Origin of the sequence: Pseudaminobacter soli (ex Zhang et al. 2022), from assembly GCF_014595955.1 — a bacterium.
In the GTDB taxonomy this organism is placed as follows: domain Bacteria; phylum Pseudomonadota; class Alphaproteobacteria; order Rhizobiales; family Rhizobiaceae; genus Kumtagia; species Kumtagia pseudosoli.
Genome location: NZ_JABVCF010000011.1, coordinates 223,237 through 242,165 on the forward strand (window position 1 = coordinate 223,237; position 18,929 = coordinate 242,165).

17 protein-coding genes are annotated in these 18,929 nt (G+C 61.4%); 13 read left to right on the forward strand and 4 right to left on the reverse strand.

Features of this window, described 5'->3' with window-relative positions:
• Positions 1-59: 59 nt before the first annotated feature.
• Positions 60-1,334, reverse strand: a complete 1,275-nt coding sequence (locus HUI96_RS20630; protein WP_337918506.1) for a BMP family ABC transporter substrate-binding protein — start codon at positions 1,332-1,334, stop codon at positions 60-62.
• Between the two features lie 198 nt (positions 1,335-1,532).
• On the opposite strand from HUI96_RS20630, the gene HUI96_RS20635 reads away from it, so the two are divergent.
• Positions 1,533-2,351 carry an IclR family transcriptional regulator gene (locus HUI96_RS20635; RefSeq protein ID WP_188256567.1) on the forward strand — a complete coding sequence of 273 codons (819 nt, stop codon included), beginning with the start codon at positions 1,533-1,535 and terminating at the stop codon, positions 2,349-2,351.
• A gap of 40 nt (positions 2,352-2,391) precedes the next feature.
• On the opposite strand, the gene hydA is transcribed toward HUI96_RS20635, so the two are convergent.
• The gene (gene hydA / locus HUI96_RS20640) at positions 2,392-3,990 is read right to left on the reverse strand and encodes a dihydropyrimidinase (RefSeq protein ID WP_237684256.1); all 1,599 of its coding nucleotides are present in this window, start codon (positions 3,988-3,990) and stop codon (positions 2,392-2,394) included.
• Here hydA and HUI96_RS20645 point away from each other — a divergent pair.
• Genes HUI96_RS20645 through HUI96_RS20655 form a run of 3 tightly spaced genes read left to right on the forward strand, consistent with a single transcriptional unit; the run spans position 3,956 to position 6,173 of the window.
• Positions 3,956-4,549: an isochorismatase family protein gene (locus HUI96_RS20645; RefSeq protein WP_188256568.1), complete on the forward strand. Its 594-nt coding sequence runs from the start codon at positions 3,956-3,958 to the stop codon at positions 4,547-4,549. The two genes, hydA and HUI96_RS20645, sit on opposite strands and share 35 nt — an antisense overlap.
• Positions 4,546-4,902, forward strand: coding sequence for a RidA family protein (locus HUI96_RS20650; RefSeq protein WP_188256569.1), 357 nt, complete (start codon positions 4,546-4,548; stop codon positions 4,900-4,902). Before HUI96_RS20645 ends, HUI96_RS20650 begins: the two co-directional genes overlap by 4 nt.
• A gap of 38 nt (positions 4,903-4,940) precedes the next feature.
• The gene (locus tag HUI96_RS20655; RefSeq protein WP_188256570.1) at positions 4,941-6,173 is read left to right on the forward strand and encodes a hydantoinase/carbamoylase family amidase; all 1,233 of its coding nucleotides are present in this window, start codon (positions 4,941-4,943) and stop codon (positions 6,171-6,173) included.
• Positions 6,174-6,910: 737 nt separating this feature from the next.
• Here HUI96_RS20655 and HUI96_RS20660 read toward each other — a convergent pair.
• Positions 6,911-7,201, reverse strand: coding sequence for a cupin domain-containing protein (locus HUI96_RS20660; protein WP_188256571.1), 291 nt, complete (start codon positions 7,199-7,201; stop codon positions 6,911-6,913).
• A 300-nt stretch (positions 7,202-7,501) separates the two neighbouring features.
• A complete protein-coding gene (locus HUI96_RS20665) occupies positions 7,502-8,389 on the reverse strand; it encodes a LysR family transcriptional regulator (RefSeq protein WP_188256572.1) in 888 nt (295 codons plus the stop codon).
• A gap of 222 nt (positions 8,390-8,611) precedes the next feature.
• Here HUI96_RS20665 and HUI96_RS20670 point away from each other — a divergent pair, with 222 nt between their 5' ends.
• The 9 genes from HUI96_RS20670 (at position 8,612) to HUI96_RS20710 (ending at position 18,758) form a co-directional block, all read left to right on the forward strand.
• The gene (locus tag HUI96_RS20670) at positions 8,612-9,862 is read left to right on the forward strand and encodes a Zn-dependent hydrolase (protein WP_188256573.1); all 1,251 of its coding nucleotides are present in this window, start codon (positions 8,612-8,614) and stop codon (positions 9,860-9,862) included.
• Between the two features lie 19 nt (positions 9,863-9,881).
• Positions 9,882-10,784, forward strand: coding sequence for an allantoinase PuuE (puuE, locus tag HUI96_RS20675; protein ID WP_188256574.1), 903 nt, complete (start codon positions 9,882-9,884; stop codon positions 10,782-10,784).
• Positions 10,785-10,799: 15 nt separating this feature from the next.
• Positions 10,800-11,816: an NAD-dependent epimerase/dehydratase family protein gene (locus tag HUI96_RS20680; RefSeq protein WP_188256575.1), complete on the forward strand. Its 1,017-nt coding sequence runs from the start codon at positions 10,800-10,802 to the stop codon at positions 11,814-11,816.
• A gap of 29 nt (positions 11,817-11,845) precedes the next feature.
• Complete coding sequence (locus HUI96_RS20685; RefSeq protein WP_188256576.1) at positions 11,846-12,940, forward strand: sugar ABC transporter substrate-binding protein; 1,095 nt, start codon at positions 11,846-11,848, stop codon at positions 12,938-12,940.
• Positions 12,937-14,520, forward strand: coding sequence for a sugar ABC transporter ATP-binding protein (locus tag HUI96_RS20690; RefSeq protein ID WP_210320254.1), 1,584 nt, complete (start codon positions 12,937-12,939; stop codon positions 14,518-14,520). The genes HUI96_RS20685 and HUI96_RS20690 overlap by 4 nt, the downstream gene beginning before the upstream one ends.
• Positions 14,513-15,538, forward strand: a complete 1,026-nt coding sequence (locus tag HUI96_RS20695) for an ABC transporter permease (protein ID WP_188256577.1) — start codon at positions 14,513-14,515, stop codon at positions 15,536-15,538. Before HUI96_RS20690 ends, HUI96_RS20695 begins: the two co-directional genes overlap by 8 nt.
• A 12-nt stretch (positions 15,539-15,550) precedes the next feature.
• A complete protein-coding gene (locus HUI96_RS20700) occupies positions 15,551-16,303 on the forward strand; it encodes a glucose 1-dehydrogenase (RefSeq protein WP_188256578.1) in 753 nt (250 codons plus the stop codon).
• A gap of 415 nt (positions 16,304-16,718) precedes the next feature.
• Positions 16,719-17,750: a 2-hydroxyacid dehydrogenase gene (locus tag HUI96_RS20705; RefSeq protein ID WP_188256603.1), complete on the forward strand. Its 1,032-nt coding sequence runs from the start codon at positions 16,719-16,721 to the stop codon at positions 17,748-17,750.
• Between the two features lie 345 nt (positions 17,751-18,095).
• Positions 18,096-18,758: a hypothetical protein gene (locus HUI96_RS20710; protein ID WP_188256579.1), complete on the forward strand. Its 663-nt coding sequence runs from the start codon at positions 18,096-18,098 to the stop codon at positions 18,756-18,758.
• Positions 18,759-18,929 lie beyond the last annotated feature (171 nt).

Below are 18,929 nucleotides of genomic sequence, written 5' to 3' on the forward strand. Positions count from 1 at the left end.
CAAGCAATTGGCCACGGAACAAGGCCCGGCGTGAGTACGCCGAGCCCTGCGGAGGGATGCTAGAGCTCCGGAGTACCGGATACTTTGATGGCTCCGCTTAGAACCTGCGATCTGAGGTTGGCTATTGTGTCGACGATCACCTTCGGCAGGGTGGAGCCGAGCTTGTGGTCCGCTTCGTTGAAAGGACAGATGTCCAACGCGCCGTCCGGCAGGCCAACATAGTGATGGCCGGGCTCGAAAGAGGATGTGCGCACCTCCTTCATAACGTCGTAGACCCAACGGTCGAGGAAGACGAGCACCGATGCAAGACAGGTGTCGGGGTATTGGAGGCACTGGTCGTTGTCCATGCCAAGCCCGATATAGCCGCCTCGTGCGGCGGCGCCGAGCACGCCATGCTGGCTCTTCCCGCCGCTTGTCCCAATGATACCCGCGCCTCTTTCCTTCAGCACACCAGCCAGTTGCGCCGCCTTGACCGGATCCTCGAAGGGCGAATTGCCGCCGATCACGTTATGGATCACCGTTCCCTTGGTGTTGGTCGTTTTGAAGCCCTGTTGATAGCCGGCAAGGTAACCATGCTGCTCGCCGTTTTCGACCGCAAGCACGACGCCTAGCACGTCACTCTCCACACCGATCAGCTTCTCGGTCGAGACCATACCCGCGAGCGCCCCCGACAGGAAGGTTCCATCCTGTCCCGCATGCCAGACCGACTTCAGATTGGGCACTCCCTCCGGGACGATACCGACAAGATTGGCGAAATGAATATCGGGAAACTGCCGCGCGGCCCTTTCAAGGGGGTCGGCCATTGGCGGGAATAATCCGAGGATCAGGTCGGGCTTCTCAGCCGCCGAGGCTTCGAGCGCTCCTTGGTACTCCCCCTGTAGCGCCTCCACGACCCGGACGTTGTAGTTGAGTTCTTCGGCACCGCGGTTCAGCCCCCGGACCATCGCATCGACCGGGCCAAGATCGCCGGCCCGTTGGATGGTTATCATGACGCAGTCAAGCTTCTCGCCCTCTGCGGCCTTCGCGCCTCTAACGCCGGCACTTGAGAGCACCGCACTCGGATTCTCCACAGCGCCGACGAAGGCATAGGCGGCGGCCGCCGACAAGCCGAGCTTCATTGAATCCGCGAGCAATTGTCGGCGCGAAAGCCTGCCCTCTTTGAACTGCTGCTCCAGAGAAAGCCATTTATCAAACATCGTCTGTTCCCCATTTTTGCGTCGTATGACTCGCGCCCGCCCTGTGCCTTCATCCAGAGGTGAGGCAATTGTTATTCTGTGTACAGAACGGTAGTCGATGTATAGGACGTTATCCGATCTCGCGGATGCGTCAAGCACCAACTTTCGCGTCGCGGGATCGCCGGTGCGCCTGGCCGACCAAAGCGCGGCCCTTGCCGGAAACCTGATGAACGGTCAGAACCTCTTTCGACGACAAAGGACGTATGAATGCCCAAGAACCCGCCACAAGAGCAGATGGCAAGCCAGTCACTGGCTTCCCGCTCCGGCGCCAAGCTGCAATACGAGGGCGATCATTGGATGCTCGCCGCGGGCGGCCAGTTCGTTTCCGAGCGCAAGGCCCCCGGGATCGTGCCTGCTCTCGAGAACGGCATCGCCATCATCGCCTATCTGAATAGGAAAGCGCCAAGGCCTGCCGGACTGGCCGAGATATCCTCCACGATCGGCATCTCCAAGAGTCACTGTCATTCGCTGCTGAAGACGCTCACACATTTCGACTGGCTGAGCTTCGATGAGGAGACCAAGACCTATCGCCTGCATTCCGGCATCATCAGTGACGCATCATCGCTGCTGAATTCTCCGATCATCAATGTGATTAGACCGCTGCTGTCCGAACTCGTCCAACGCCTAGAATTGCCGTGTGTCCTATCTGAGCCGATGTCTGACGACTCCTTTGTCGTCATCGATCGGATCAACGCCCACCACATTATGGAAGTGTCCTTTCCGGTAGGTCATCGGTTCTCGCGCAATGCGGCTGCCCAGATGCGTGCTTATCTCGCCTGGCAGAATCCGGAGCGCATAGATCGCTGGATGCAGGACTGGAATCCCGTGGCCTACACGGAAACCACTGTCATTGACCCAGCCACGCTGAGGGCGGAGATCGGGGCCACCCGGCGCCGCGGCTGGGCTCGTTCGGTCGGGGAATTTACAGAAGGGCTGATGGCGCTGGCCCTTCCGATCTTCGATCGCTCCGGACAGGTGGCCTATATTTTCAACCTATCGTCACTGGTGAACACCTTGCTGCCCCGCGAGGAGCAGGTGGCGCGCGAGATGCAACGCACCGCTGCCCAGATACACCGCGCCCTGGCGGCTCGGGTTCCGCTTGACTTCCCCACGTGATCGCGGGCGGCTCCATTCACCGCCTATCCCCAAGCAACCTTCACAACGAGCTGCGGTGATAAGGGCGGCGCTTTATGAAATTCCCGGTTCCCGCCTTGCCGACAAAATGGCGATTCTCCACGATCATCTCACCGCGGCGAACCACCGTCAGCGGCAAACCGTGGACCTGCTTACCCTCATAAAGTGTGTAGTCGACCTTATGATGGAGGTCCGCCTGGCGGATGGTTGCAGTGGCATCCGGGTCCCAGACGACGATGTCCGCGTCGCTTCCCACGGCAATGGTCCCTTTTTCGGGGAATAGTCCGAACAGTCGCGCCGGATTTGTGGCAACAAGTTCGACGAAGCGGTTGATGCTGAGGCGACCCTCGTTCACCCCCTGATAAACCATGGTGAGACGTTCTTCGATCCCCGGCGCTCCGTTGGGGATCTTGGAGAAGTCGCTCCTCCCGAGGGTCTTGTGCTTCTCGTACGACCAGCTCGCATGGTCCGACGACACCGCCTGTAATGTTCCCTCGCCAAGCGCCCGCCATAAGGCATGCTGGTCCTGCTCGCTGCGAGCGGGCGGCGTGAAGACCCACTTTGCTCCCTCGAAGCCTTCTCGAGCCAAGTCTTCCTTGGTCGCGTAAAGATAGTGCGTACAGGTTTCCGCCCGCACATCGACGCCGCGCCGCCGGCCTACGAGGATCTCCTCCAATGCTTCCGTGCAGGTCAGGTGAACGATGTAAACAGGCGCGCCAGCGATCTCGGCCATCGCGATCGCCCTGGCGGTCGCTTCGCTCTCCACCCGGGGAGGACGGCTCAACGCATGGTATTTAGGTGCCGTGTTTCCAACCTTGAGGTTCTCCTCGATCAGGAAGTCGGCGGCGTCTCCGTTCTCAGCATGGACCATCACGAGCGCGCCGGATTTTCGCGCCTGAGCCAAGGTGCGCACAAGAGTGCGGTCGTCCACCATTTGCGCGCCCTTGTAAGCCATAAACACCTTGAAGCTGGTGATGCCTTGCTGCGGCAAGGAAAGGAGCTCCTCCTCCACGGCAGGGTTGAAGTCGACCACGATGATGTGGAACCCATAGTCGACTACGGCCTTGCCCTCGGCCTTGCGGTGCCAGTCGGCCAGCGCGTCCTGCAGCGACTGGCCCCGCCGCTGTTGGCAGAAGTCGACGATAGTGGTCGTGCCCCCACAGGCGGCGGCAATGGTTCCGGTAAGGAAGTCGTCCGCGGTGTTGAAGCCGTCGCCCGGGGCGTCGAGATGCGTGTGCACATCGACGCCTCCCGGAATGACATACTTGCCCGCAGCATCGATCCTGCGCCGCGTCTCGCCTAGCTCTCCTCCGATCTGAACGATCTTGCCGTCCTTGATTCCCAGATCAGCGCGGGAGGTGCTTGCCGCCGTAACCAGCAGACCGTTTTCGATAACCAGATCAAGCACGAGCCGTTTCCTTTCATCTGTGGCCCATGGATGGCTCTCCGGGCCGCTTGACAACATAGGAAACCAGCCTAGTGTGTTCCTCATATAAAAATCAATCCTGTATACAGAACACAGAGGGTGAATCTTCGTGTATGAGGAAGTAAGAGAGCTATACGAGCGCAGCGGCTTTGGCGGACGCGTGGGGTTCGGTGAGCGACCTGCACTGGTTGTCATAGACCTGGCACGTTCCTGGCTTGACGATGAATCGCCCCAGGGGTCCTCCCGACTCGAGCCGGTCTTGCACAACACGATCGAGCTCTTGCAGGTCGCGCGGAAACACGATTGCCCCGTGTTCTTCACAACCATGGCCTTCACGCCCTGGGAAACCGTCGGCCCATACGGCCGCAAGATGCTTCACCTCGGCGAAAGGGGCTCGCTGGAGGCCGGCTCAAAGATGGTAGAGCTTGATCCCAGGCTGGAAAGGCGGCCGGAAGAGCCGCTTCTTGTGAAGCCAAGGGCGTCAGCGTTCTGGGGAACGCCCTTCGACACCTACCTGATCGGCCGGAACATCGACACGTTGATCGTCACTGGCTGCAGCACGAGCGGCTGCATCCGCGCGACGGCGGAGAGCGCCCATAATCTCAATTTCCGGACGATCGTCGTCAGGGAGGCCGTGGGCGATCGCTCGCCGATGGCGCATGAGGTGAATCTGACTGACATCGATCTTCGCTATGCTGATGTTGTCGGTCTTGAAGAGACGATCGCCTATCTCGAGGGAAGGGCCACGAGATGAGCACCGACATCGTTCGCCTAAGCGAAAACCACCGTATGAGCCTAGCCGTCGAGACAAGCGGCTTCGTCTTTCTGGCGGGCCTCACCGCCGTCGCGACGCGTGGTGCTTCCGTCACCGAGCAGGCGAAGGAGATCCTGGAGAGAATCGATCATCATCTCGCCGAAGCGGGGACGAGCAAGAAAAACGTCGTCAGTGCGCAGGTCTGGCTGACCGACATCGCGACCTTCGACGAGTTCAACCTTGTCTGGGACGCATGGATTGCTGATGCAGGCAAGCCCGCCCGCGCCTGCGTGGAGGCCCGTTTGGCCGATCCCGCGCTGACCGTAGAAATCATGGTCACGGCCCGGCGCTGACGCGTCGGACCGCTTCCTCACATCAGGAAGGCAGGCAGATGCCAAGGATCAATGCTGAGCGGTTGCTTTCCGAGCTCCGCCGGTTCGCTCGATTCGGCGCGCACAAGACGGGCGTCCATCGGCCCACCTACTCCGCTGAGGACATGGAAAGCCGACGCTGGCTCGCCAGCCAGTACGAGGCGCTCGGTCTCGACGCTCACATAGACGGGGTCGGCAATGTGTTCGGCATGCCGCGCTCACCTCGGCGCTCACTGCTGATTGGATCGCACGCCGAATCGCAGAACCATGCAGGCTGGCTTGATGGAGCGCTTGGTGTGATCTACGGCCTCGAGGTGGCGCGCGCATTCGCAGAGACTCCGGACTGCGCCGAACTGCCCATTGCCCCTGTCGCCTGGGCTGACGAAGAGAGCCACTATATCACTCTGCTGGGAAGCCGCTCTTATGTCGGCGACATCAGCGAAGCCGAGATCGCCAACGCCGTGAACGTCTATCACGGACAACCGCTTCGGGACGCGTTGAAGGCTGCCGGCCTTGCTGGCATTCCGCGGCGGCAGGCCGAACCTGAACGGCATGTCGGATATCTGGAAGCCCATATTGAGCAGGGAGACTCGCTCGAGGCCACGGGCAAGCGGATCGGAATTGTCACCAGCATCGTGGGGATCTGGCAGTACCGCATCGCCTTCGATGGTGTTCAGAACCACGCTGGAACGACGCGGATGGCGATCAGGAAGGATGCGGGTGTCGCAGCCGCCATGCTGGCGATGGCGATAGCGGAGCGCTTTCCACAGGTCGCCGCTGAGCGGTCTGTCTGGACAACTGGGCGCATCACCCTAGAGCCTGGCGCGCCGAGCATCATTCCTGGCAGAGCCGAGATGCTGTTCCAGTTTCGCGATGCAGACGTTTCGGTTCTGGAGCGCATGGATGTGGCTCTCAGGGACCTTGTCGAGCAGACGTGCGCGCGCTCCGGCTGTTCGGCGGAGGTCGAGAGGACTGCGACCGGCCGGCCGTGGGTCATGGATCAGGCGTTCCAAGAGGCACTTGAAGCTTCCGCCGAGCGGCACGCTCCTGGCATGCACGTGCGGATGCCAAGCGGCGCCAGCCACGACGCTCAGCTGGTGGCCCGCAAGCTGCGGGCGGCGATGCTCTTCGTTCCCAGCATCGGTGGTATCAGCCATCACTGGACCGAAAACACCGACGATGCCGATCTTGTGCTCGGCTGCCAGGTATTGGCGGACGCGGCCGAAACAATTCTGCGCACCCAGGGTGATTAGAGAACGCTTGGCCAAGCTGGGCGCGGGCGGACTGCGACCACTACTTGGAGAAGGTAGGAAGATTACGGAAGCAGCATCCAGATCGAGGCAGAGCCAAGCCGCTCAAAGTTGGTCCAAGGAGACCTCCTCGCCTAGCTTCCAATACGCACCATCGATTGAACTCACACGTACGTTGGAGCCGCATATTTCGACACACTGAAAGGGACGGCAGTTCCGATGGATCGTACACACTCCACGCAATCCCAACGCACAGCCGCGAATTACTTGGATTCTTCGAAGACGGATCAATGTCTGCGCTGTAGCAGAACGTGATCGGCCTATCAGAGACAGCGTACGCCGTATGCAACAAAGGCCAACACGAAAAAGGCGGGGCATATCCCGCCTTCCGCAACCCTGCACGCTAGCTCCCAGAGCCCAAGGAGAGGCGCGGGCGTAGTGCCCGAAGCGCGTGGCGTGGCAGACACGGCACCCCTCGGGATAGTCTTGCGGTTGTCGAGGAAAAGTCCACCAGGCCAGTGTGCCCGTCAGGCCGCAGGGCTCCCCACTTCTCCGGTGAGCTTGGCCTGAAGGGCCGGAACAGGAAGGTCCGAAAACCTCCCCTTTGCATATATAGCCGCCTGGCGGCCTCGCCGCAGGGCTCTGCCCTAAGCGATGAAGATGCTTCGCTAATGTCTCGGCCTAATCGGCAGCAATGTCGCCGAGCATCTTCCAGGTGCCTGTGCTGACCTTCACAAACCTCAGCGTGATTTCGCGTTCGATCGCCACACCTGCATCACCGATTCCAGCTCCCTCTCAGGGCTTATTTCGATCATCTCCGTCTCTTCAAGGTGAAGAACGGAATGGCCCGCAGGTGAATAGAATACCTCTCCAGCCTCAATCGTCTCTTCGCGATCGGGGTATCTGACCAGTAATCGTCCGCGGATCACGTAGCCCCAGTGAGGGCTTTGGCAGAGGTTTCCAGCAAGCCCGCGGAAATACGGACCCGAATCAAAGCCTTTAGGAATTCCCGAATAATAACCAATGTTCATGCCACCCCATCGGACATGTCTCGCCTCCCATCCGGCGTTCGAATCACCCAACGGCAGCTCACCAAGTCTGAAATGGTACGGCACTTGACTAGACATAACCTCTCCTTTGCACAAAGAATAATCTCCGACTTGATGGTTGTCGGAGCTTCCCCGCGAGCAGGACGTCCGCACGCCTTAGAAGGCTGAGACAAAATCGGCGGGGAAGAAAGCTGAATTTTCTGAATAGACGAATTCAGTTCCGCTGATGCTCGGCTGTGGGGCTACAAATCTCAGGCGCGTCAGAATGATCCCTAACCACATTCAATTTACTGGAGGCGAGACCGCCCCAAGTGCAGCCGTTTCGATTGCGATGTGCGCTGGTTCGGACATCGCGAGGGGCCGGATCACGAGGATCTGCAGTGGCTCCGTTGTGGGCTCGCAGCGCAGTCGGCGTAGTGTCCCCTTCGCGACCTCGGCCTCATAAAGCCGCTCAGGCAGATAGGCGAGCCCCAGTCCGGCCGTGGCCATCATGGCCGCGGTTCGGAAGGAATTGCAGATAGTGAGGTCCCGAAAGTGAACGGAATTGGTGGTGAGCCACGTCAAGGTTGAGCCACGGAACTGCCACTCTCTTGAGGTGCCGATGGTTGGTAAATTACAGAGGCTCTGCGGCGTAAGGACCTCGGGAATGCCGGGGAGGTCGGGGCTGCACATCCAACTGAACGCGACTTCATGGAGGGGCGTGGACAGGAAACGCGACGGAGGCATCTCGCAGGTCGCGAAAGCCATGTCGAGCGTTCCAGCGTAGAGCTTTTCCTCAATGAGGTGCGAGAGCGTTATTTCGAGCTCAAGGCGAATCAGCGGGTGTTCTGCGCGGATGCGGCGGACCAGCTCCGTGAGCCAAGTCAGCGCCACCACTTCGGCGACTCCGAGGCGCACATATCCCGCAATCTCTCGCTTCTGGGCCGCGGCCCTGACCATACGGTCGGTCGCGAGCACCACGTCCTCCGCCATAGGCAGCAGGAGTGCACCCTGGGCGGTCAGGCGCGCCGTCCGGCCGGATCGGTCAAAGAGGAGGGTGCCGAGCCGGCTCTCCAACTCCTGGATTCGCATTGAGACGGTCGACTGCGTCGCGTTGAGGCGAGCCGCGGCGGCCGCGAAACTGCCGAGGCGGGCAGCCCAGAAGAACGTCTCGATCTGCCGCTGATTCATCACGGTCGGCTCCTCCGCTTGTACAGGGTTCTCAGTTCAAGATTCTTGAAGGGACTTGTTCCAGATAATTCGCTTTTATTTCATTATGACCCGTGGCTCCCATGTACGCAACGGAACCCCGTCGTCCCGCTCAGGACAGCACCGCACCCCGGGCGCACATGTTTCGGTGCCGAGATGCGCGCCGGAGGTTCAGCAGCCGACGACGCCTGGAGCGCAGATACTATGCAGAACACCGCATCTCCCCTTATCGAGATTTCTCCGGAACTGGTGGAACGATACGTGTTGGAACTCGCTTCCTATGGCGCCGTCCAGGCTACGGGCGTATCCCGCACGGTCTATTCGCCCGAATGGGTCGGTGCGACTGAGCGTTACGTTGAGTGGTGCACGGAAGCCGGTCTCGAGGTGAACCGCGATGCGGTTGGCAACGTCTGGGGGAAGCTTAAGGGAAGAGAGCCGGGTAAATCGATCGTCTCAGGCTCTCACATTGACTCGCAAACGCCGGGGGGGCGCTATGACGGCGCCCTCGGCGCCGTCGCGGCGCTGATCGCCTTGCGGGCGCTAAGGGAGCAGTTTGGTGCTCCGAAGCGCACGATCGAGGCCGTTGCATTTTGCGAAGAGGAATCCAGCCGCTTTCCGAGCGCGAACTATTGGGGCTCTCGCGCTATCACCGGGCGGATCGCACCAGACGACCCGGATCGGGTCATCGGATTTTCAGGCGAGTCGATCGCCGAGGCCATGCGCGACGTCGGACTCGATCCCGCGCGCATCGCCGAGGCCAGCCGCGACGACATCGAGCACTTCATTGAACTTCATATCGAGCAGGGACCCATCTTGGAGCAGGCAGGTCTTCCCGTGGCGATCGTCAGTGCGATTACAGGTATCCGCCACTACCGCGCAGAGATCAGGGGGACACAGAACCATGCCGGCGCGTTTCCGATGGATCTTCGCCGCGATCCTTTGGCCGGCTTCGCCGAGATCGCCTCGGGCCTGATAAACACGGCGCACCGCATGGGGCGGCCGGCAGTGACCACCATCGGGCGGGTGATCGTCGAGCCGAACTATCCCGGAATTATCCCATCGCGCGTCGAGTTTACGATCGATGCGCGCCACCCGGATCCGGAGGCCCGCCGTCGGCTCTACGCGGCGCATGAAAACCTTATGACGGAAGTTGCATCGCGGCGCGGGCTCGACATCCATTGGGAGACGATGCTCGACCATGAACCTGCCCCCTCGAACTTGGAGATCGTGTCGGTGCTGGAGCGGGTAGCCCGAGACCAAGGCGTTCCGACAATGTTGATGGCCAGTGGAGCGGGGCACGATTCGCAGCAGATGGCGGCCATCGCCAAGGTGGCGATGATCTTCGTGCGGTCCAAGGATGGCCGGAGCCATACGCCCGACGAATTCTCTTCGGTGGAGGACATCGTGGCCGGAATTCGCGTCCTAGCTGCGGGGCTTCACGCCCTCGCATATTGATGGAAGGGAGAACCGACTGATGTATCCTCGCGATCTTGCCGGCTATGGACGAAATCCCCCCGACGCTCGTTGGCCCAATGATGCACGTTTGGCCGTCCAATTCGTGATCAATTTCGAGGAGGGCGGAGAGCATTCGATCCTGCATGGTGATCGGCACAGCGAAGCGTTTCTCGCCGAGGAGCCGACAGCAGCTTTCTACAACGTCCGCAATCTCGGCGTTGAATCTCAGTATGAATACGGGAGCCGTGCGGGCTGGTGGCGCCTTTATCGGATGTTCACCGAACGCAACATCCCTGTCACAATCTTTGGGATCACGAAGGCGCTGGAAAAGAATCCGGACGCCGTCGCCGCGATGAAGGAGGCGAAGTTCGAGATCGCTTCCCATGGCCTGCGCTGGATCCACTACGCGGAGATGCCAGAGGAGCAGGAAGCCTTACACATCGCCGAGGCGATGCGAATTCACACGGAAGTCACCGGGGCGCGACCGACGGGTTGGTACACAGGCCGGATGAGCGTAAATACTCGGAAGCTTCTCGTGCTGGCAGGCGGGCTCGTCTACGACTCGGATTCTTTTGCAGATGATCTGCCTTACTGGGTTCAAGTCGATGGGCAGGATCACCTCGTTGTGCCGTACACGCTCGACAACAACGATGTCCGGTACGTCAACTCTTACGGATACCAGTCGCCAAGTTTTTCCGCCTACCTGACCCAGGCTTTCGAGTTCCTCCGCCGCGAAGGCGAACGAAAGCCGAAGATGATGAGCATCGGCCTTCACACACGCCTCGTGGGACGGCCTGGGCGGGCCGCCGATCTCGAACGGTTCCTCGACCACGTCGCGGCCACTTCGGACGTGTGGGTGGCGCGGCGGATCGATATCGCAGAACACTGGCGGGCAGCACATCCGCCTGCGTCTCAGTACTGAGGGAAGGTTCCCGCGATGCAGAAGGGAGGTCAAGGCTCATTTGTTTTGGTCAGTGGCGCTTCTGGCTTCATCGGCGCAGCCGTTACGCGGGCCCTGCGCTCCGCCGGAAGAGGGGTCTTGGCTATCGACATCCGCGGTGACGAAGCGGAGGAGGTGATCCATTGCGATCTACTCGAGGCTCACCGCCTGCACGAGCTCGCCCGGGAGTGTGATATCGAGGCAATTCTGCATTGCGGAGGGGTTTCGGGCCCGATGCTCTACGCAGACCGCCCCGGCATTGTCGCGCGAACGAATGTCGAGGGTACGCTCAATCTTCTCGAGCTCGCTCGTATCCATCGCATCTCGCGGTTCGTGTTCTGTTCGTCGGCCTCAGTCTACGGCCCGCGCGCAGCGGACGATCTCGTGTGCGTGGAGAGCGCGCTGCATCCGCGTTCCGCCTACGCTGCGAGCAAGATTGCGGGCGAGGCGCTGGTGGAAGCCTATTCAAACTGCCACGGCCTAGACGGAATCAGCCTGCGGATTGCGGCCGTCTATGGCCCTGGCCGCCGCACCGATTGCTTCATCCGCGAGATGATCCTGGCCGGGTTGAACAACCGTCCGCTGTCGATCGGGGCCGGTGGAAGCCAGCGGTATCATTTCGTCCATATTGATGACGTCGTGTCCGCTCTGACCGCGGCCCTTTGGGCCGTGAGCGCGCGCAGGACCCATACGATCGCTGGGGGGCCGGGGCTCACGCTCAGGGAACTGGCGGATGTCGTCCGCGCGATCGTGCCCGGCCCAGACATCATCGTCGGATCTGCGCTCGACGGCCTTTCCGATCCGCAAGGCATTTACGATCTTTCGTCGTCCCGCGCCGACTTCGGCTGGACGCCATCAGTGCCGCTCGAGGATGGGATCGCGTCATACGTCGAATGGCTCAGTCGGGATTCGGATCAAGTCTCGGAACCTGCGGCTGATCCCGCTTCGACCGGAGAGGCCCCGGCCGAAACTGGGTCGCCGCCGACATCACGTTTTTCAACCGGCGATGCCTAGGGGCACGCTGTTCTTGGGAGGGAAGGGAAATGAGAAATAAAACTGGTGCATTACTTGGCGCGTTGTTGGCCGGGTTGAGCATAGCGGCATTTTCGACCCCGGCTGCGGCGGTCGACCTTGAGGCGATGAAGGCGCACGTCGCCGATCATCAGAAGCTGCCGGAGTTCCAGGCGCCTGGCGAACCTTTCGACGCCCGCGCCTGCATGAAGGACAAGAAGCTCATTGTCGTCCCGTTCTCCAGCTCGGTCGAATTCACGGGCGGCGTTGCCAGCCGCATGGTCGAAATCGCGAAAGATATCGGATTCCAATACGACCACTATCGGACGCAGGGCCAGCCGTCCCAGTGGATTCAGGGGATCAATCAAGGCATCAGCCAGAAGTACGACCTCATCGATGTGCTGATGCCGGATCCGAGGGCACTCGTTCCCCAGGGCATGCAGGCGAAGGAGGCGGGCATCCCCATCGTCGCGGCGCACGCGGCCGGACTTGACACGAAGCCGCCCGAACCCTTCCTCATGGTGCCGATCGACTATACGCAGGCCGGCCAACTGATGGCCGAGTGGGTCGTCACGAAGACCGAAGGCAAGGCCAACGTCCTCTTCCTGACCGCCAAGGACTCGTTCTCCGCGGAGTCGGTCATGAGCGGCGTGCTGCCTACGCTCGAGCAGTGCGAGGACTGCAAGGTGAAGCAGCAGAACGTCAACGTCGTGGACTGGGGAACCCGGCTTCAGCCGACTGTCCAGGCCGAGCTCCTTCGGGACCCGTCGATCGACTACATCATCGTTATGTATGACGGCATGGCCCAGTTCGTCGTTCCTGCCGTCGAACTGACCCAGTCCAAGGCCAAGATCGTGACCTTTAACGGTAGCCCGTTCGTCCTTGATCTCGTCCAGCAGGGGCGGGTCGAAATGGATATTGGCGAGAGCATCGACTGGGTTGCACACGCGATCCTCGACGCGGAGATGCGCATCCTTTGCGGCCTACCGCACGTCACCGATCCCAAGGCCCCACTCTACATCTTCGACGCGTCCAATGTGGACACGGCCGGAACGCCGCCGCAGGTCTCGACCGGCTATGGAGACGCTTACGTCGAAGGCTATCGGAAGCTCTGGGGGCTTCAGTGATCTTGGAGAGGGGCACGCCGGTGCTCGAGGATTCAGCTACCCCGAACCTCGTGGTCCAAGGGATCAGCAAGTCCTTTGCTGGCGCCCGTGCCCTTGATGATGTGACCCTCTCCGTCGGATACGGCGAGATTCACGGCTTGCTCGGGCACAATGGCTCGGGCAAGTCTACCCTCATCAAGATACTGTCCGGCGTGCACGCCCCGGACAGCGGGCATGTCCGGATCGGCGAGCGTGACCTGCCCCTACCCCTGCCGCCAGGCGAGTTCAATCGCTTCGGAATCGCCGTGGTCCACCAGGCTCTTGGCCTCGTCCCGTCGCTTTCCGTTACCGAGAACCTCTTAGTCCGCCGTCTCGTGCGGGACGCGAACCCGATGATCCGGTGGGGCCGGGCGAAGCGCGAGGCAGAGGCTCTATTCTCCCGATACGGCCTCTCGCTGGACCCGGATGCGCTGGTGAGCAAACTCGCGCCCGTCGAGCGCGCCTTGCTCGCCATCATCCGGGCATTCTCCGAGCTAGACGACACGGCGGGTGACGGAGGGCTCCTGATCCTGGACGAGCCGACTCCGTTCCTGTCACGAGCCGACGTGGAGCAGCTTTTCGCGCTGGTCCGGGCGCTCGCCGACCGCGGCACCAGCGTCATCTTCGTCTCTCACGACGTTGACGAGGTAATTGATCTCACGGATCGCGCGACCGTGCTTCGCAACGGGCGCGTCGCGGCGAGCCTGACGACGCGAAATGCGAGCAAGTCGGATTTCATTTCGGCCATTGTCGGCCGGTCGCTCAATATGACCCGCCCTCCGCCGCGGACGATCGGGGCGACCCAAGCGGCCGTCGTCACGGATTTGCGAGCCAGCGGGCTCGAACCGTTCAACCTCACGCTCCGGCGCGGCGAAGTCGTCGGGCTCACAGGGCTGCTTGGCTCGGGATATGACTGGGTGCCCTATCTGCTCTACGGGGCGAAACCGGCGGATGGTGGAACCTTGTCTGTCGGCGGAGCCGAAGTGGCGATCGCAGATGTCACACCTTCCGCCGCGATGAGGCTAGGCATGGTTCTCGTGCCCGGGGATCGCCCGGGGGCGGCGGTCGCCGATGGACTCTCCGTGGCAGAGAACATCGCGCTGCCGGTATTCGGGAGGCTGTTGCCCCGCTTGATGGTAACGGGCGCGCGGATCAACCAGCATGCTGCCACACTCGCGGAAGACTTCGACATCCGCCCGCGCGAACCCGAGAGGGCGGTGCGCGATCTGTCCGGCGGCAACCAGCAGAAGGTTGTTCTAGCCAAGTGGTTGCAGACCGGTCCCGACCTGATACTGCTGGATGAGCCCACGCAGGGTGTCGACGTGGGCGCCCGTCAGCAGGTCTACGAGTTCATTCGCAAGGCGGCGGACCGGGGTGCGTCCATCCTCTGTGCGAGCAGCGACCACGAGCAACTGGAGGCAATCTGCGATCGAGTGCTGATCTTCAGCCGCGGTCGGGTGGTCTCCACCCTCTCCGGCGATGAAATCACGAAACATGCAATTACCGAGCGTTGTTTGAACAGCCTCGGGGGAAACTTGCAAGGCGAGGCGGTCAATGGGTGATGTCATTGCGGGCTCACAGCCAACGCGGTCCACGGTCAATCAAATCCGACGAGGCCGCCCGCGGTTTCTAGCGGAGTTGGAGCGTTTCGCTCTCGTCCTCGCGTGGCTTGTGGTCATCGTGATCTTCGGCGTGCTCGCGCCGGAGTCCTTTCTGACTTGGCCGAATTTCTCAACCATCTTCGGGTCACAGGCGGTCCTTGTCATTCTGACGCTCGGGCTGATCATCCCACTGACAGCAGGCGACATCGACCTGTCCGTTGCGCAAGTCCTCACTCTATCGTCGATGACGATCGCGGTCCTCAACGTCGGCCATGGATGGCCGATCGGCTTGGCCATCGCTGCTGCGCTCGCGATCGGCGTTGCCACCGGAATCCTCAATGCATTTTTCACGCTGTTCTTCCGCATCCACTCCCTCATAGTCACGCTGGGAACGGGTACATTCCTTCATGGGATTACTTTGTGGATCAGCAACTCCAGCACGATCGGCGGGATCGACTGGACGCTCGTCCAGGCGGTGATCCTGACCAGGCTTTTCGGTATCCCTCTGGCCTTCTACTATGCGGTCGCCATTGCGCTCGTGCTGGTCTACGTATTCGAGTTCACTTCGCTGGGCCGCAAGGCGCTCTTCGTCGGCCGTGGCCGCGAGGTGGCGCGTCTTGCAGGCGTGCCAGTGACGCGCGTCAGGCTGATCTGCTTCATCGCCTCCGGCGTACTGTCGGCCATAGCCGGAACGCTCTATGCTGGCACATCGGGTTCGGCTGACCCGACTTCCGGGACGCAGCTCATGCTGCCGGCTTTTGCGGCTGCGTTCCTCGGCGCGACGTCGATCACGCCGGGCCGCTTCAATCCGCTCGGCTCCACGATTGCCGTGTATCTCCTGGTCACGGGAATCACCGGACTCTCGATTCTCGGAATCGATACCTACGTCCAGGACCTGTTCTACGGCGGTGCCTTGGTCCTGGCGGTTGCTCTCTCACAACTGGTGAGAGGACGCGAAGAATCGTTGACCGAGCTTTGACGGGAGCAGGATGTGCTGAGACTTGAGGGAAAGAGCGCGCTGGTGATCGGTTCGGCGACTGGGATCGGGCGGGCGGTGTGCCTCGCCTTCGCTGCCGAGGGTGCCACCGTTTTGGCGGCCGATCACGGTCTCCGCGACGACAAGCGCACTCTGCTGGAGGCGATCTCGTCGGCCGGCGGTCGGGCGTTAGCGTGCGACTGCGACGTGACGAAAGAGGCCGATGTGCGGGGCGCGGTGGAGGCGGCCGTGGCGGAGTTCGGTCGGCTCGACATCATGGTGAACAACGCCGGGATCGGGCTGCCGATGCGCAGCTTCGTCGAATGTGACTGGGAGGACTGGCAACGCGTCTTCGACGTAAACCTAGTCGGTGTCGCCTGGGGGATGAAGCATGCCCTTCCTTACATGCTGGCGCAGGGATACGGCCGGATCGTGAATACCGCGTCGCAGCTCGCCCACAAACCGGCGCCGGGCGCGGCGGCCTACAGCGCCTCCAAAGCGGCGGTCGTGGCGTTGACCACCGCCGTTGCGATGGAAGTCGCGGAGAGGGGGGTCGTTGTCAATTCTGTCTGCCCCGGGCCGACGGACACCCATACTTGGCGCGCCAGCGATCCCGACTGGCGGGCATGGAAAGCGAGCCAGCTCCCGATACGCCGCGTCGGTGAGCCCAGGGAGATCGCGCCAGCATATGTGTACCTCGCCTCAGACGAGGCCAGCTATATGATCGGGCAGAGCATTTCTCCGAATGGCGGGGACGTGAGTTGGTAGCCGCGCTTCAGCCCCCGGCCGAGGACATGGGGGGAAATGCAGGCGTTCGCCGTCGACCTTGCGGGGCGCGGGGAGGTGAGTCAGAGTCCTTCATCCAAACACAACAACTTCTCCCCGCTCACCACTGGCGCTCAGCCGTGCAGGGAGCGAACGGGCTGGGGCTTCTGCAAAAAGGTCGGAGGGTTGAGGGCCGTGAGGCGGTGTTATGCGGCTTACATTGGACGTCTCCTCAACAGAGGCGTTCGAGGTGGGGCGGCGGGAGAAATCGCTGTCATGGAGGTCAGTTCTACCAACCTGATCGACCACGCGCTCGAAGGCGCTCTCGGTATCGATGGTGATCTGTTCCGGGAGGAGATGGTGACAAGCAGCTCCAGATGGACCTCTTGAGGTGAGCGGGGAGCGCGAAAGGCCCGTGATGCTCGTGCAGCTTCAGCCGATGCTTGAAATCGTCGAAGCCGCACTAAGCCGTCGTTTTAACGTCCGTAAACTTTGGGAAGAGCGCTGGCTTTCGACCGAAGACGCATGCCGGGTACGCGGCATTGTCGCCAGCGGGCACTCAGTGGTCGATGCCTCGCTATTGTCGACGTTTCCCAATCTGGAGATCGTGGCAAGCTTCGGCGTGGGCTACGATCACATCGACGCCAAGGCAGCCGCTCGACAGGGCGTAATCGTCACTAATACGCCAGACGTCCTCACCGGCGAAGTAGCCGATCTGGCCATTGGGCTTCTGATCGCGACGGTTCGTCAGTTGCCGCAAGCGGAGCGTTATCTTCGCGAGGGGAAGTGGGCGTCAGGTCCCTTTCCTCTCAGCGCCAGCTTGCGGGAAAAGAAGGTTGGCATCCTCGGGCTAGGGCGGATCGGGAGGGCCATCGCCCATCGCCTCTCCGGTTTCGACATGGCCTTATGTTACCACGCTCGACGGAGGCATGAGGACGTGAATCTTCCGTACTATGAAAGCCTCGCAGGCATGGCAAAGGATGTCGACATTCTGATCGTTGCTGCACCCGGCGGCGCCGAAACCCGGCACATCGTCACCCGTCCTATTATTGATCTGCTTGGACCGGAGGGCGTGATCATAAATATCGGGCGGGGCTCAGTTATCGCGGAACTCGATCTCGCCGCCGCATTGAAAGAAGGCACGATCGGCGCAGCGGGCCTTGACGTTTTCGAGAACGAACCCGTCGTTCCAGCCGAGATCCTCGACCATCCCCGTTCTGTGGTGCTCCCTCACATAGGATCCGCCTCGGTAAGAACGAGGAACGCCATGGGACAGTTGCTGGTGAACAATCTCATGTCCTGGTTCGAACGAAACGAAGCGGTTACACCCGTCATAGAGTCAGTGCCGCTTCTGCAGCCCGGTATCCCTCGCTGTGGTGGCAGTCTAGCAGAGCTACATCAGCACGGTTCGGGAACACTTTCGATCACCATGCCGCCAAGCCGGCAATGATGCTACCAAGAACGGCAGAAACATGCCCCTTGGAATCATGAACCGGGCAACCCACAGCCGGACGTGAATGCTCAGCAACACAGCCAGAATACCGCAACTGCCACTGGCCTGAGGGCCCGCGACCAGGGGCCAGCCGAGGTAGAGGCTTCTGGTGACCTCCATCGACTGGGGTTCTCCCTCCTGAGAGGGAGCCGCGCCGATTTCGTGGAATCCCTGAAGAGATGGATTCGAACCGAGGTTCCCGCTCCCTTGCGTGAACGCGGCTACGACATCGTGTTCAGGTCCCTGAACCGCACAAGGCGTACCTTCCTTTCTCCCCAACTGTCTGAGTTCTTCTGGAGGTCTATGCGCAAGGCGCATTCGGCCGCAAATCGCCCCGAGCAACGTACATTCACGGACGAGGAATTCGATGCCGACGATGTCGGCGTGGTCGCGTTGGCTGAACGGTTGAACATCCAACGGTATGCCGTATCGGATATCGCAAGAAGGGTCGGCGTTGACCCGAACCGACCGTCCCCCCGGACGAAGGTTGGTTACGCGCCCGACGAGGTCGAGAAGATCGAGCAATTCGCCAAGAGCCTCGTGACGTACGCGGAGGCCACCAAGGCACTTGGCCTTCCACGGTATCAAATCAAACCGCTGGTGGATGCGGGCTTTCTCCAGAGCATTCCCGGCATTTGTGGCAGTCGCAGCCTTGGATTGGTCCGCAGCGAGGTCGACGACCTGCTGCGGACAACCATGGAAGGGATTCCCGTTGTGCCTTCATCGGGAACTCACGGGCTGACGACAGCCGCGAGCCTCATGGGCATCGAGGCCGGCTTGCTGGCCACCTTCGTGGTCGCTGGCGAGATCAGGCCCGTTGGCCGCGCGGAGGGTCCACTGGCTTTCCGGAGCCTCCGCTTCACGCCATCAGGGAATCTGCCTCCCGACATCATCGGAACGCGGAAGCGGAAGCCGCGGGATCGCAAGAAGGAATTGGGCTCCGGCGTCTGGAGGCTGTCAGGCTGATGGATCAGGTAGGCATGGACGAAGCCTGTTCAAAGCTGGGTCTTCGCCGGGAAACGCTTGAGTTGTGGAGGGCAGTGTTCGCCGAGGGCGGTTTCCAAGGTCTCTGCGACCTAAAATACGAGGCCAGGCATCCCTAGACGACGCCCGAGAGCGTGGCCGTCCGGGTGAGGG